Annotated in this window: 15 protein-coding genes; 7 read left to right on the top strand and 8 right to left on the bottom strand. The window is 68.7% G+C overall.

Translation table 11 applies throughout. The features are described from left to right. Positions 1–147 precede the first annotated feature (147 nt). The 3 genes from ABIS05_RS10420 (at position 148) to ahpF (ending at position 2,759) form a co-directional block, all read left to right on the top strand. Positions 148–393 (top strand): hypothetical protein, encoded by a 246-nt coding sequence (locus tag ABIS05_RS10420; protein WP_348009902.1) that lies wholly within the window; start codon positions 148–150, stop codon positions 391–393. 117 nt (positions 394–510) lie between these two features. Beyond that, positions 511–1,074: an alkyl hydroperoxide reductase subunit C gene (gene ahpC / locus ABIS05_RS10415; RefSeq protein WP_348009901.1), complete on the top strand. Its 564-nt coding sequence runs from the start codon at positions 511–513 to the stop codon at positions 1,072–1,074. Positions 1,075–1,202: 128 nt separating this feature from the next. After that, the gene (gene ahpF, locus ABIS05_RS10410; protein ID WP_348009900.1) at positions 1,203–2,759 is read left to right on the top strand and encodes an alkyl hydroperoxide reductase subunit F; all 1,557 of its coding nucleotides are present in this window, start codon (positions 1,203–1,205) and stop codon (positions 2,757–2,759) included. A 17-nt stretch (positions 2,760–2,776) separates the two neighbouring features. Here the strand turns inward: ahpF and ABIS05_RS10405 are convergent, their stop codons facing one another. Together ABIS05_RS10405 and rarD are read right to left on the bottom strand one after the other, a co-directional pair. Then, entirely contained in the window at positions 2,777–3,241 is a 465-nt protein-coding gene (locus tag ABIS05_RS10405) for a hypothetical protein (protein ID WP_348009899.1), read from the bottom strand. A 49-nt stretch (positions 3,242–3,290) separates the two neighbouring features. Beyond that, entirely contained in the window at positions 3,291–4,190 is a 900-nt protein-coding gene (gene rarD, locus ABIS05_RS10400; protein WP_348009898.1) for an EamA family transporter RarD, read from the bottom strand. A gap of 85 nt (positions 4,191–4,275) precedes the next feature. Between rarD and ABIS05_RS10395 the strand changes: the two genes are divergently transcribed. Both ABIS05_RS10395 and ABIS05_RS10390 read left to right on the top strand, forming a co-directional pair. Continuing rightward, positions 4,276–4,545, top strand: coding sequence for a MoaD/ThiS family protein (locus ABIS05_RS10395; RefSeq protein ID WP_348009897.1), 270 nt, complete (start codon positions 4,276–4,278; stop codon positions 4,543–4,545). 1 nt (position 4,546) lies between these two features. Continuing rightward, positions 4,547–5,620 carry an exo-alpha-sialidase gene (locus ABIS05_RS10390; protein ID WP_348009896.1) on the top strand — a complete coding sequence of 358 codons (1,074 nt, stop codon included), beginning with the start codon at positions 4,547–4,549 and terminating at the stop codon, positions 5,618–5,620. Here the strand turns inward: ABIS05_RS10390 and ABIS05_RS10385 are convergent. Continuing rightward, complete coding sequence (locus tag ABIS05_RS10385) at positions 5,617–6,483, bottom strand: ADP-polyphosphate phosphotransferase (RefSeq protein ID WP_348009895.1); 867 nt, start codon at positions 6,481–6,483, stop codon at positions 5,617–5,619. The genes ABIS05_RS10390 and ABIS05_RS10385 overlap by 4 nt on opposite strands. A 96-nt stretch (positions 6,484–6,579) precedes the next feature. Between ABIS05_RS10385 and ABIS05_RS10380 the strand changes: the two genes are divergently transcribed. Continuing rightward, entirely contained in the window at positions 6,580–8,520 is a 1,941-nt protein-coding gene (locus ABIS05_RS10380; RefSeq protein ID WP_348009894.1) for a CocE/NonD family hydrolase, read from the top strand. A 43-nt stretch (positions 8,521–8,563) separates the two neighbouring features. Continuing rightward, a complete protein-coding gene (locus tag ABIS05_RS10375; protein WP_348009893.1) occupies positions 8,564–9,313 on the top strand; it encodes a transporter substrate-binding domain-containing protein in 750 nt (249 codons plus the stop codon). 18 nt (positions 9,314–9,331) lie between these two features. Here ABIS05_RS10375 and ABIS05_RS10370 read toward each other — a convergent pair whose 3' ends face one another. The 5 genes from ABIS05_RS10370 to ABIS05_RS10350 are packed head-to-tail and all read right to left on the bottom strand — an operon-like array spanning position 9,332 to position 13,821. Beyond that, positions 9,332–10,330 (bottom strand): zinc-dependent alcohol dehydrogenase family protein, encoded by a 999-nt coding sequence (locus ABIS05_RS10370; protein WP_348009892.1) that lies wholly within the window; start codon positions 10,328–10,330, stop codon positions 9,332–9,334. Further along, entirely contained in the window at positions 10,327–11,064 is a 738-nt protein-coding gene (locus ABIS05_RS10365; protein WP_348009891.1) for a pseudouridine synthase, read from the bottom strand. The genes ABIS05_RS10370 and ABIS05_RS10365 overlap by 4 nt, the downstream gene beginning before the upstream one ends. Next, a complete protein-coding gene (locus ABIS05_RS10360) occupies positions 11,061–11,462 on the bottom strand; it encodes a YchJ family metal-binding protein (RefSeq protein ID WP_348009890.1) in 402 nt (133 codons plus the stop codon). The genes ABIS05_RS10365 and ABIS05_RS10360 overlap by 4 nt, the downstream gene beginning before the upstream one ends. Positions 11,463–11,467: 5 nt before the next feature. Continuing rightward, on the bottom strand, positions 11,468–13,096 hold the full coding sequence (locus ABIS05_RS10355) for a response regulator (RefSeq protein WP_348009889.1): 1,629 nt from the start codon (positions 13,094–13,096) through the stop codon (positions 11,468–11,470). 35 nt (positions 13,097–13,131) lie between these two features. Then, complete coding sequence (locus tag ABIS05_RS10350; RefSeq protein WP_348009888.1) at positions 13,132–13,821, bottom strand: HAMP domain-containing sensor histidine kinase; 690 nt, start codon at positions 13,819–13,821, stop codon at positions 13,132–13,134. Positions 13,822–13,871 lie beyond the last annotated feature (50 nt).

Below are 13,871 nucleotides of genomic sequence, written 5' to 3'. Positions count from 1 at the left end.
CAGCTGCTGCGGCTTGTGGACATCTTCCTGGCCTAGCTCGCCAGCCGCGGGGGCCGCGCCGGGCTGCCGGCACCGCAAGCCGCCAAGTCGCTCTACACCGGCAGCAACGGCCACCCCTTCGCCGCGCTGCTGGTCAAGGAAGTCGGCATGTTCCCGCCTGGCACCTTGGTCAAGCTCGCCAGCGGCGAGATTGCCGTGGCGGTGCGCCGAGGTACATCAGGCAACACGCCGATCGTCAGCGCCGTTATGAATCGCCACGGGGATGCTTTAGGCTCGCCGGTCAGGCGCGATACGGCGTCGGCCGAACATGCGATCACCAGTGTCGCGGCCGCGCAGGTGCTGCGCGTGAAGCTCAGCCCGCACCAGCTCTACGACCGCCGTTACGAGGCCTGAGCACTCGCCATCGATAGGCTGAATCAATAACGCCGATTTGATAAATGTTTTCAACCGAAAACGCTTCGTCGATATAGTTCTTCCTATCCCATCAACCCGCCCCGAACGGAGCCCCTCATGTCCCTGATCAACACCCAAGTCCAGCCCTTCAAGACCGAAGCCTTCCACAACGGCAAGTTCGTCACCGTCAGCGACGAAACGCTCAAGGGCAAGTGGTCCGTGCTGATCTTCATGCCGGCCGCTTTCACGTTCAACTGCCCGACCGAAGTCGAAGACGCGGCCGACAACTACGCCGAGTTCCAGAAGATGGGCGCCGAGGTCTACATCGTCACGACCGACACGCACTTCTCGCACAAGGTCTGGCACGAGACCTCGCCGGCCGTCGGCAAGGCCAAGTTCCCGCTCGTGGGCGACCCGACCCACACGCTGACCAACGCCTTCGGCGTGCACATCCCTGAAGAAGGCCTGGCGCTGCGCGGCACCTTCGTCATCAATCCGGACGGCATCATCAAGACCGCCGAGATCCACTCCAACGAGATCGCCCGTGACGTGTCGGAAACGCTGCGCAAGCTGAAGGCCGCCCAGTACACCGCCGCCCACCCTGGCCAAGTCTGCCCGGCCAAGTGGAAGGAAGGCGCCAAGACCATCGCTCCGTCGCTGGATCTGGTCGGCAAGATCTAAATGCGTTTTGCTTGGGGCCCGCGAGGGCTCCTTTTCTCCGCAGAGCACAGGCTCTGCTGAAAGGGTCTCCAACACGGACCTTTTCAGCAGTGGCCCCTCCCGCCACGCCTTACTGAAAGGACCTCACCATGTTGGACGCCGCACTGAAGACCCAGCTCCAGGGCTACCTGGATCACGTCAAGCTCCCGTTCGAAATCGTCGCCACGTTGGACAACTCCGCGTCCAGCGACGAGATGCGCGAACTGCTCGAAGAGATCGTCGGCATGAACGACAAGATTTCGTTCCGTGCGGACGGTGTCGATACGCGCACGCCGTCCTTCCTGCTGCGCCGCACGGGCACCGAGCAGAGCCTGCGTTTCGCGGCCATCCCGTTGGGCCACGAGTTCACGTCACTGGTGCTCGCGCTGCTGTGGACCGGCGGTCACCCGCCCAAGGTCGAGCAGGCGCAGATCGACGCCGTCAAGGCGCTGGACGTGGACCTCGACTTCGAGATCTACATGAGCCTGACCTGCCACAACTGCCCGGACGTGGTGCAGGCGCTGTCGCTGATGTCCATCGTGAACCCGCGCATCCGCACCACCGTCATCGACGGCGGCCTGTTCCAGAGCGAGGTCGAGGGGCGCGACATCATGGCCGTGCCGGCCGTGTGGCTGAACGGCCAGCCCTTCGCCTCGGGCCGCATGAGCCTGGAAGAAATCGTCACCAAGCTCGACACCGGTGCCAGCGCGCGTGACGCGAAGAAGCTCGACGCCGAGGAGCCCTACGACATGCTCATCATCGGCGGCGGTCCTGCCGGTGCTGCGGCTGCGGTCTACGCGGCACGCAAGGGCATCCGCACCGGCGTCGCGGCCGAGCGCTTCGGCGGCCAGGTGAACGACACGCTGGGCATCGAGAACTACATCTCCGTCTCCGTCACCGACGGCCCGAAGTTCGCTGCCGCGCTGGAAGGCCACGTCAAGGACTACAAGGTCGACATCCACAACCTGCAGCGCGCCGAGAAGCTCACGCCGGCCGCTCAACCGGGCGGTTATGTCGAGGTCGAGCTGGCCAACGGCGCCAGGCTCAAGGGCAAGACCGTCATCCTGTCCACCGGCGCGCGCTGGCGGAATGTCAATGTGCCCGGCGAAGCCGAGTACAAGAACAAGGGCGTGGCCTACTGCCCGCACTGCGACGGCCCGCTGTTCAAGGGCAAGCCGGTCGCGGTCATCGGCGGCGGCAACTCGGGCGTAGAAGCCGCCATCGACCTAGCCGGCATCGTCAAACACGTGACGCTGATCGAGTTCGGCGCCGAGCTGCGCGCCGACGCGGTGCTCGTCAACAAGCTGAAGAGCCTGCCCAACGTGACCATCCACACCAACGCGCAGACGACCGAGTTCACCGGTGGAAGCAATGGCAAGCTTGACGGCCTGAACTACACCGACCGCGTGTCGGGCGAGGCCCGGCGTGTGGAAGTGGAGGGCTGCTTCGTGCAGATCGGCTTGGTGCCCAACACCGAGTGGCTGCGCGGCACGCTGGAGCTCAGCAAGCACGGCGAGATCATCGTGGACGCCAAGGGCGCGACCTCACTGCCCGGCGTGTTCGCCGCGGGCGACGTGACGACCGTGCCCTTCAAGCAGATCATCATCGCCGCCGGTGATGGCGCGAAGGCCGCACTCGGCGCCTTCGACTACCTGATGCGGAACTGAGCCTGCGCGCGCTGGCTTCAGCGCAGCGTGTAGCCGCGCCCGTCCATGCAGGCGTCGACGGCGCGTTGGAAAACGCTCGCATCCGCCATTGCGGCCTGCTGTGTCGTCGCCCAGCGGTTGCATTCGCGGTTGTCGCCTTCAAGCTGCGCCTGGCTTTGGCCATTGCGCGGATAGATGACCGGCTCGGGGCGGCTCGGCGCGTAAACCGGCGCGTACACCGGGCTCGGCGCGTACACGCGACTGGGCGGCGGCAGCGGCGCAGGCGGCGGCACGTAGACAACTTCGGGCGCCCGGTCAGCCTGATTCGCCAGAGCGATCAACGGCACGGCGATGGCCAGGCCCACCACCAGCGCGCCGAGGCCGGAGCCGCCATGGCCGTGGTGATGGTGCGACGGCGGGCCGTAGTAGCGCGGCCCGGCGCTGGCAAGGCCGCTTGCGGCAAGCAGCGTGGAGACGATCAGCGTGCGGACAAGAGCTTTCATGGCGAACTCACTGAGGTGACGGGCGTTAACGATGCGCTGGCGTTTCGGTTTACACCCGCCCGGCCAGATCAGCCGTAACCATGCGTTGCTGCCCCAGGCGGCGCGCTCGCCACAACCCCTCTGCGCTGTAAACCGCCAGCGCGCTCCAGATGAAGCCGAAGGCGACCAGCCGCGTCGCGTCCATGGGCTCCTTGAACAGGAACACGCCGAGCAGGAACTGCAGTGACGGCGACACGTACTGCACGAGACCCAGCGTCGCCAGTGGCAGGCGCCGCGCGCCGGCCGCGAACAGCAGCAGGCTGCCGGCCGTCACCGGCCCGGTGCCGATCAGCCAGGCCCAGTCCACCGCCGTCTGGCTGGCCATGCTGCCGTCCTGCGACCACCAGATCAGCCCCGCAGCGGCCAGCGGCGCGAGGACCAGCGTTTCCAGCGTCAGGCCCTCGATGGCACCCAGCGCGGCCGTCTTGCGCATCAGGCCGTAGAGGCCGAAGCTCACCGCCAACACCAGCGCCACCCAGGGCAGGTGCCCGGCGGCTACGGTCAGCCAGATCACGCCGAAGGCTGCCAGGCCGACCGCGAACCACTGCACCGGCCGGGGCCTCTCGTGCAGCACCGCAAAGCCCAGCGCCACGTTCACCAGCGGGTTGATGAAGTAACCCAGGCTGGCGTCGATGACATGGCCGTGGCCGACCGACCAGACATAGGTCAGCCAGTTGATGGCGATCAGCGTGGCCGACACCGCAAAGCGCCGCCAAGTCGCCGCGCTGACGTCCTTCAGCCACGCCAGATGGCGCGTCACCAGCAGCACAACGGCGACGAAGGCCAGGGACCACAGCGTGCGGTGCGCCACGATCTGCAGCGCCGGCACGGCGGCGATCTGGCGGAAGTAGAGCGGGAACAGGCCCCAGCTCAGGTAGGCGCCGAGGGCGAAGAGGATGCCGCGATTCATGGCGCGCATTCTCGTTGCGGGTTACTCCGGAGGTTTTCGTAGGGACACCGCAGTCGAATCGACCCCACCTCGTTCGTCGTCTGACATGGACCTTGTCGAATTCACCCCCCAGCTGCGCCGCTTCGTGGACGCGGCGTCCTGCCAGTGCGAGGCGGCCACGCTGCGCGAAGCGCTCGATGCCGCGTTCACCGAGCAGCCGCGGCTGCGGGGCTACATCCTCGACGAGCAGGGCCATCTGCGCGTCAACGTGGTCGTCTTCATCGACGGCCAGCGGGCGCGCGATCTGCGCGGCTTGAGCGACCCGTTGCGGGCCGACAGCCGTATCCACGTCTTGCAAGCTTTGTCTGGAGGTTGAGATGGCAACTGATCGTGCCTGGGCCGCGACCCGCAAGGGCCTCTTTGAACTACGCCGCCGCAGCGGCACCTGGCAGATCGAGCGGCTCAGCTTTGAGGCCGACCCCGTCACCATGCTGCTCCCGCCCGACGCCTCGGGCCACATGCTGGCCGGGCTCAACCTGGGCCACTTCGGCGCCAAGCTGCAGGCCAGCGACGACGCCGGCCAGACCTGGCGTGAGGTGGCCGCACCCAGCTTTCCGCCGCAACCCGAGGGTGCCCAGGGGCCAGCGTGGAAGCTGGAGCAGGTGTTCTCGCTGGAGCGTTCGGGGGACGCCATCTGGTGCGGCAGCATCCCCGGCGGGCTGTTCGTCAGCCGAGACAAGGGCGAGTCCTGGCAGCTCGACGAGACGCTGTGGCGTGACCCGCGGCGCGAGCAGTGGATGGGCGGCGGCAACCCCGCGCCGGCGCTGCACTCCATCTGCCCGCATCCTGCCAACCCGCAGGAGTTGCTGGTGGGCGTGTCCTGCGGCGGCGCCTGGCGCACGACCGATGGCGGGGCCAGTTGGGGCCTGCGGGCCAAGGGCATGCGCGCCGACTTCATGCCGCCCGAACTGGCCGGCGACGAGAACTCGCAGGACCCACACCTCATCGCCCGTTGCCGCAACGTGCCCGACGTGCTCTGGTGTCAGCACCACTGCGGCATCTTCCGCAGCAGCGACAACGGCGCGACTTGGGTGGAACTGCAAGCCCAGCCGTCCAGCTTCGGGTTCGCCGTCGCCGCGCATCCCCACGATCCGAACACCGCCTGGTTTGTGCCCGCGATCAAGGACGAGCGCCGCATCCCGGTCGACGGCGCCCTGTGCGTGACGCGCACCCGCGACGGCGGCCAGACCTTCGAGGCTTTGCGCACCGGCCTGCCGCAGCAGCACTGCTACGACCTCATCTACCGCCACGGCCTGGCGGTGGACGACAGCGGCGAGCAGCTCGTCATGGGCTCGACGACCGGCGGACTGTGGGCCAGCGGCGATGCGGGCGAGAGCTGGCAGACCGTGTCGGCCCACCTGCCGCCCATCTACGCGGTGAAGTTCGGCTAGACGGCAAGTCGCTTGCGGACGTCGGCTAGGTCGGCCTCATCGAGGCTGGGTTTGGGGTAGCTCATCTTCAGCCCCGCCAGCGCATCGACGACCACCTGCGACACGATCAGCCGCGCATTGCGCTTGTCGTCCGCCGGCACCACGTACCACGGCGCCTGCTTGCTGCTGGTGGCTTCCAGCATGTCGCGGTAGGCCTGCATGTACTGCGGCCACAGCTCGCGTTCGTCGAGGTCAGCGGCGCTGAACTTCCAGTTCTTGGCCGGGTCGTCCAGACGCGCCAGGAAGCGCTGGCGCTGCTCCTCCTGGGACAGATGCAGGAAGAACTTGAGGACCCGCGTGCCGTTGCGGTGCAGGTGCTGTTCCAGCTGGTTGATGGACTCGTAGCGCTGCGCCCAGAGCTTGTTGCCGCGCGGCGTCTCCTCGGGCAGCGACTGTGCCGCCAGGATCTCCGGGTGCACGCGGACGATCAGCACCTCCTCGTAGTAGGAGCGGTTGAAGATGCCGATGCGCCCGCGCTCGGGCAGGGACTGCGTGGTGCGCCAAAGGAAGTCGTGGTCCAGCTCCAGCGCGCTGGGGTGCTTGAAGCTGAAGACCTGGCAGCCCTGCGGGTTCACGCCCGACATCACGTGCTTGATGATGCTGTCCTTGCCCGCCGCGTCCATGGCCTGGAAGACCAGCAGCAGCGAGTAGCGGTTGTGGGCATAGAGCAGGTTCTGCAGCTCGCTGAGGCGCTCGACCTGGGCGCCGAGCTGGCGTTCGTAGTCGTCGTCGCTGCGGTACAGCGCCTTCACCGCCGTGGGCCAGGACTTGAGCTTGACCTTGTCGCCGGGCTGGACGCGGTACGGCGCGGTGTCGATGGGCATGGCGAGCTTCCTGCGAACTGAGATGCCCCAGCCTAACGCGGGCAAACCTCAGTCGATGTCAGACTTCGCCCCTCCGTCAATTTCCGTCTCACGTCGATGCAGCTGCTGCGCGTCTCCTTCCTGTTGCTGATGGCCCTGGCTGGCCCCGCTGTCCATGCGGACGACAAGGACAAGCCGCCGGCCTACGAGCCGCGCGAGCACTACACCAAGTATGAGTACCGCGTGCCGGTGCGCGACGGTAAAAAGCTCTTCACCGCCGTCTATGTGCCGAAGGACCAGAGCCGGCGCTACCCCTTCCTGATGGTGCGCACGCCCTACGGCTGCGGGCCCTACGGGGTGGACCGCGACGGCGTGCGCCACCTGGCGCCCAACGAGGACTTCCTCAAGGCCGGCTACATCTTCGTCTGCCAGGACGTGCGTGGCCGCAACTGGTCGGAGGGCGCGTTCATCGAGATGACGCCGCACAAGCCGGTCAAGAAAACTGCGGCCGATGTCGACGAGAGCAGCGACACCCATGACAGCGTGCAGTGGCTGCTGGACCGCATCCCCGGCCACAACGGCCGCGTTGGGCTCTGGGGCATTTCCTACCCGGGTTTCTACACGGCGGCGTCCATCATCGACTCGCACCCCGCCATCAAGGCCGCGTCGCCCCAGGCGCCCATCGGCGACCTCTTCAAAGGCGACGACAGCTATCACGGTGGCGCCTTCATGCTGGCGGCCAACTTCGGCTTCTACACCGGCTTCAAGCCGCAGCAGGCGCCGGTGCCGCCGCCCAAGAACTGGCCGCAGTTCGACTGGGGCACGCTGGACGGCTATGAGTTCTTCCTGCAGCACGGCAACCTCGACGCGCTGGCCGCGCGCATGGCCAAGGAGGGCGGGCCCAACCCTTACTTCGACACGCAGCTGGCGCACGACCGCTACGACGAGTTCTGGCAGTCGCGCGCCATCACGCCGCACCTGAAGAACATCCGCGCCGCCGTGCTGACGGTGGGTGGCTGGTTCGACGCCGAGGACCTCGCCGGCCCGCTGGCCGTGTACCGCGCCATCAGCAAGCAGAGCCCCGCCACCGACAACCACCTTGTCATGGGCCCCTGGGTGCATGGCGGCTGGGTCCGCAAGCCGGGGCGCCAGCTCGGCAGCGTGCAGTTCCAGCAGGCCACGGCAGAGCAGTTCCAGAAGGACGTCCTGCTGCCCTTCTTCGAGCAGCATCTGCGCGAGCCGGCCGATCTCAAGGCGCCCAGCTCGCCGATTGCCACGGCGACGGTGTTCGAGACCGGCACCAACGTCTGGCGCCGTTACGACGCCTGGCCACCGAAGGAGACGCAGGCGCGCACGCTCTACTTCGCGCCCGGCGGCCGGCTCAGCTTCACGCCGCCGGCTGCGGCTGTGCCCGCGTTCGACAGTTGGGTCAGCGACCCCAACAAGCCCGTGCCCTTCGTCGGCTACACGACGCTGGACGTGCCGCAGGAGTACATGGTCAGCGACCAGCGCTTCGCCGCCACGCGGCCCGACGTGCTCACCTTCCGCAGCGACGTGCTGGACGACGACATCACCGTCGCCGGCCCCGTCGTCGCGCGGCTGTTCGCGTCCACGTCGGGGACGGACGCGGACTGGGTCGTCAAGCTCATCGACGTCTATCCGCCTGAACTGGAGGACGAGGCCGCGACGAAGCGCAAGCCCCGCACCGAGGACGTCGAGCCACCGGAGGCGCCGCTCGGCGGCTACCAACAGCTCGTGCGCGGCGACCCGCTGCGCGGCCGCTTCCGCAAGGGCTTCGAGGCGCCGCAGGCCATGGTGCCGGGCCAGGTGGAGGAGCTGCGCGTGGAGCTGCAGGACATCAACCACAGCTTCCGCCGCGGCCACCGCATCATGGTGCAGGTGCAGAGCAGCTGGTTCCCGCTCATCGACCGCAACCCGCAGACCTTCGTGCCCATCCGCAGCGCCAGGCCCGAGGACTTCCAGGCCGCGACGCAGAAGCTCTACCGCTGGCAGGGCCAGGCCTCGGGGCTGGATGTGAAGGTGGTCGTGCCGCGCTGACGCCGGTCTATCCTCTGGCGAACGCCCAATGACGGGTGCCGATATGCGACGACTGCTGATCACGCTGCTGATGTGCGCGCCGCTGCTGGCCGCAGCGGCCTGCGCTCGGCCGTGGCGCGTGCCCTTCGAGGACTGGCGGCCCTACTCCTTCGTCGACGAGAAGGGCCGCCACACCGGCCTGGAGACCGAGCTGCTGGCCGCCGTCGCCCGTGAAATGGACTGCACGGTCGAGTACGTGCGCGATCTGCCGCGCAACCGTCGCCTGCCCATGCTGGCCAGCGGCGAACTGGACCTGCTCGTCGCCGCCTCCTACGACGGCCCGGACACGCCCGAGGTGTCCTGGTACACGCGGCCCTATCGCAACGAGGAGTTCGGCGCCTTCATGCGTGCCGGCGCCCCCCGCGCCCGGCCGCCGCTGCAGACGCTGTACCAGGTGCTGGAGGTCGGGCTGCGCCTGCTCGCCCACCGCGGCCCCAGCGTCGTGCCCATCGTCGACGAGTTTGCGGCGCGCGGGCATCTGACCTCCTTCGAGGACTATGCCAAGGGTGTGCAACTGCTCAAGCTGGCGCGCGGCGACGTACTCATCGGCGACCGCCTCGCTGTGCTGTTCGCGGCCCGCGCGGCCAGCGTCGCCCTGACCGAACTGGCCCTGCCGGTGCGCCGTGACCTGGTGGCCTACAAGCTCAGCCGCAAGCGCTTCGACGAGGACGAGGTGATCCGCTTCAACGAGGCCATCCTGAGGCTGGACGCGCAGGGCGAGTTGCGGCGCATCCGCAAGCGCTGGCTGCCCTGAGCGCGTCCAGCGCGGTCTTCAGCCCTGCGGCACGACGAGGATCTTGCCGTCGCGCTCGCCCGCCGCTGCAGCGGCAACGGCCTCCTGGATGCGCTCGACGGGATAGGTCGCGTGGATGCGCGCTTTCAGCTGGCCGGTGGCGAGCAGCTTGGTCAGCTCGCCGTACAGCGCCTGCTGGGCCTCGCGGCTGGCGACGCGAAACCACTTCGCCAGCCAGAAGCCGCGCAGCGTCAGGTCGTTGAAGACAAAGGACTGCGGCGACACGACGCAGGGCTCACCGCTCATCAGCCCGTAGTTGACGACCGTGCCGCCCTCGGCCACACAGGCGGACAGCCGGTTGGTCGCCTTGCCGCCCACCGCGTCTATGCCCAGGCGGATGGGCGCGCCCGACACCGCGTCCTTCACACGCTTGGCCAGGTCGTCGCCGTCCACCAGCACCACGTCGCCGCCATCGGCCGTCACCACGGCCGCCGCGCCCTCGCGCCGCACGATGTTGACGGTGCGCAGGCCGCGCAGCTTGGCGAGCTGCGTCAGGTAGCCGCCCACGCCCGAGTTGGCGACGTTTTGGATGACCCAGTCGCCGGGCTGCAGCGTGACGAACTCCGACAGCATCAGCGAGGCCGTGGCCGGGTTGACGGTCAGCATGGACAACTGCTGCGCGTCCGCGCCCGCCGGCAGCGGCACGAGGCGTTTGGCGTCGGCCACCAGATGGCTGGCCCAGGTGCCGCTGCCGGCGGGCAACAGCACGGTCTGGCCCACGCTGAGGTGGCTCACGCCCTCGCCCAGCGCCACGACGCGGCCCACGCCCTCGCTGCCGCCCACGGCCGGCAGCGGCGGCAGGATGCCGTAGCCGCCGGTCAGCATCAGCACGTCCGACGGGTTGATGGGCGCGGCCAGCACGGCCACCAGGGCCTGCCCGGCGGCCGGCGCGGGCGGCTCGAAGTTCACGGCCCGGATCACGTCCTGCGGCACCGGGCCGCGTTGTTCGTATTGCGCCTTGACGCCCTGGATAGTCATGCCGGTCTCCGCTTGGTTGGAAGCCGCCGATTCTCAGCCTGAACTCGGCCTGAAGCCGGCCAGCGCGCATCGGGCGAGGCTTGCAGCCGCAGTGCGGTGCCGGTGACGGGATGCGCCAGCGTCAGCCGCTGCGCATGTAGCCACAGTCGCTGCTGGCCCAGATAGGCGGCCACCGCCCGGTTCAGCGGCCCCTTGCCATGCGTCGCGTCGCCGAGGATGGGGTGGGCGATGTGCTTGAGGTGGCGGCGGATCTGGTGGCGGCGGCCTTGCAGCGGTTCGGCTTCGAGCAGCGCGATGCGGGTGGTGGAGAAGCGCGGGTCGGCGGCGATGGGCCATTCGATGCGGTCCAGCACGCTCCAGCGCGTCTGCGCCTCAAGCATCGTCTGCCCGGCTGAAGGCAGCTCGGGGTCGCGGGCGAGCGGATGGTCGATGAGGCCTTCGTCTTGCGCGGGCCAGCCACGCACGAGGGCCAGGTAGCGCTTGGCCATGCGGCCCTGCTCGAACATCGCGCCGAGCAGCGACGCGACCTCGGCCGACAGCGCGAACAGCAGCACGCCCGAGGTGCCACGGTCCAGCCGATGCGCCGGCCAGACGGGCCGGCCGAGTTGGTCGCGCAGCAGCTGCAGCGCGGCTTCTTCCTCGCGCGCCGCGAGCTGGGTGCGGTGCACCAGCAGGCCGGGCGGCTTGTCGATGGCGACGAGGTGCTCGTCCTCGTAGATCAATGTCAGCGTCAAGGCTGCACGTCGCCATCGACGTAAAACCATTCGCCGTTTTCACGCACGAAGCGGCTGACCTCATGCAGCCGGTTGGCGCGGCCACCGAGCTTGCTGCGGGCGAGGAACTCGACGCTGCCGTGGTCGGCGTCCTGCAGGGCCGCGCGCTTCACGGCCAGGCCCAGCCACTTGAGGCCGGGCTCATTGGGTTCGAGTTCGGCGGGGCGGGTGCTGGCGTGCCAGCTGGCGAGCAGGTAGTCGCGCAGGTCCAGCACGTAAGCGGCGTAGCGCGAGCGCATCAGCGCCTCGGGGCCCGTGGCGGTCAGCGTGCCGTGGGCGGCGTGGGCCGCATGCAGGCGGCCGCAGCAGCCGGCGTAGGCCAGGGCGCTGCCGCAGGGGCAGGGGAGAGGCGAGGTCATGGGCCTCAAGGCGTGGCGGTCCAGCGGGTCAGCTGCTGCAGCAGATCCGCAGCGCGCGTGTCGTCGGGCCTGAGCGCCTGGGCCGTGGCGATGCAGTTGCGCATCTCGGCCTCCAGCGCTGCCGAACGACCTTGGCGTTGCAGCACGGTCATCGCCACGGCGGCGAAGTTCAGCAGCACGCGGCCGTTGCGGGGCATGGAGGTCTTGGCGCCGCGCAGGCTTTCGAGTGCGGCCTGGGGGTCGCCTGCGGCCATCAGCTGCATGCCGTCCTTCATCGCGTTGGTCGCCTCGCGGCGGGCGGAGGCCACCAGCTCGCCGCCGGACACACCCAGGCCCAGGCTCTCGAAGGCGCGCTGCGTGCGCTTGAGCAGCCGTTCGTCGTCGTAGTGGTTGCGCGTCAGGTACTGCAGCAGCTGGGTGGCGGCGTCGGCCTGCTGGGCTTCGATCAAGGTCTCGGCGATGCGCACGGCGATGTCGGCCGCGCCGGGCGAGGTCTCGTCCGCGCTCAGGGCCACCAGCTCGCTGGCCAGCCGCGCGGCGCCGGCCTTGTCGCCCAGGGCCTGCAGCGCGCGTACCTTCTCGGCCTTGGCGAGCAGATGCGCATCGTGGCTGTCGTAGCGCTGGGTCATGGTGGCCAGCAGCTTCTGGGCCTCGCCGGGGTTGCCGGCCTCGGTGTGCAGCTTGGCCATGCCGAGGAAGGGTTCGAGGTCCTCGGTGGCACTGAACTCGGTCAGCTTGATGGCGCGCGAGAAGGCCTTGGCCGCCATGTCGTGCTGGCCCTGCGCCTGCGCCGCCACGCCCAGGGCTGACTGGCGGTGCGCGGAGTTGGGCGACAGGTTGACGGCGCGCTCCAGCAGGGCCACCTGCTGCTGGCCCTCGCCCTGTGTGTGCAGCACGCCGGCCAGCTCGTCATAGGCCTCCAGGTATTGCGGGTGCTCGCGCACGGCGTCCTGCAGCAGCGCGCGTGCGCCGGCCAGGTCGCCCGCGTGCAGCAGAACCTGCGCCAGCCCCAGCTTGGCCCAGGCGATCTGGCCGCGCTGCAGCACGCCTTCGTAGACGGCCTGGGCCTTGGGCCAGTCGCCAAGCTTCTGGTGGAGCTGGGCCTGCAGGCGCAGCACCTCGGCCAGGCTCTTGGTGCCGCCGGCCAGTTGTTCCTCGCAGAGCTGCAGCGCGCCGCGCCAGTCCTGCGCCTTCATCGCGACGGCAATGCCCGCCAGCGCCGCCTTGCGCTCCACCAGCTTGAGCAGGCGGGTCTGCAGCAGGCTCTCGGTGATGGGCTTGAGCAGGTAGTCGTCGGGCGCATCCTCGGCGGCGGCCGAGACCATGATGCTGGTCTTCTCGGCGGTGATCATCAGCCACACCGAGGCCGGGCCGATCCAGCCCTTGAGCCGGGCCTCTTCCAGCAGCTGCTGGCCGTTCTTGCCATTGCCGAGGTTGTAGTCGCACATCACGACGCCATAGGGCTTGGCGGCGAGCATGGCGGCGGCCTCGCGGCCATCCTTGGCGGTGTCCACGCGCTGGGCACCGCAGCGCAGCAGCTGGCCCTTCAGCACGGTGCGCATGGCCTCGAAGTCTTCAACCAGCAGGAAGTCCTTGCCGGCCAGCGGGTCCTCGTAGGGTGAGACGGTCTTCATGGGTGCAGCTTGCTTGGGACGGTCCGGCGCGGCGCTCATGGCAGCTCCACGATGAAGTGGCCGCCGCCCAGGTCGCCGGTCGATCCGCGCCCATTCGCGAGCCGTGTGCTGCCGGTCTGCGTGCCGCGCCGATGCAGGCCCGCAGCCAGGCGCGAGAAGTACAGGCCCAGCCCGGTGCTGCCGGTGCGTGTGTCTATGCCTTGGCGTGACGGGAAGCCCTGTTCCAGCATGAAGCCGGGGAAGCCCTGGCCGTCGTCGGCCACCTCGATCGCCAGCCCTTGCCCGGTGACCCGCATCGACAGCCGCACCGTGTGGCTGGCGTAGCGCACGGCGTTGAACAGCGACTGCATGACGACGCTGCCGATCAGGTCGTGGTCGAAGATCCAGTCGGCCATGTCGGCCTGGATGTCGCACTGCAGGTCCAGCCCCTTCAGATGAACCAGCGGGCGCACGCGGCCGAGCAGCTCGTCGGCAAACTCGTCCAGCACCACCGCTGCCGGCTCGAAGGGGTACATGCCCTCCTCGATCTTGAAGATGGCCATCAGCTGCACGAGGTTGCCGTTGACGCGCTGCGTCTCGTACAGCGCCTGGGCCGTGGATAGCGCTGCGGCCGAGGGCGGCTCGGTGGCCATCTTGGCCAGCGCGTCCTCCAGGTAGGCGGCGATCACGCTGACCGAGTTCTTCATGTCGTGGGCTGCGGCCGCCACGAAGGTGGAGATGTCCATAACTCGCCTTTTCGACTGAGGCGAAAAATGTACATGGCTGTGCCCCGGGC

The organism is Roseateles sp. (genome assembly GCF_039929605.1).
GTDB lineage: Bacteria > Pseudomonadota > Gammaproteobacteria > Burkholderiales > Burkholderiaceae_C > Pelomonas.
The sequence above is the reverse complement of the archived record's forward strand: the minus strand, read 5'-3'. Positions and strand labels throughout refer to the sequence as shown.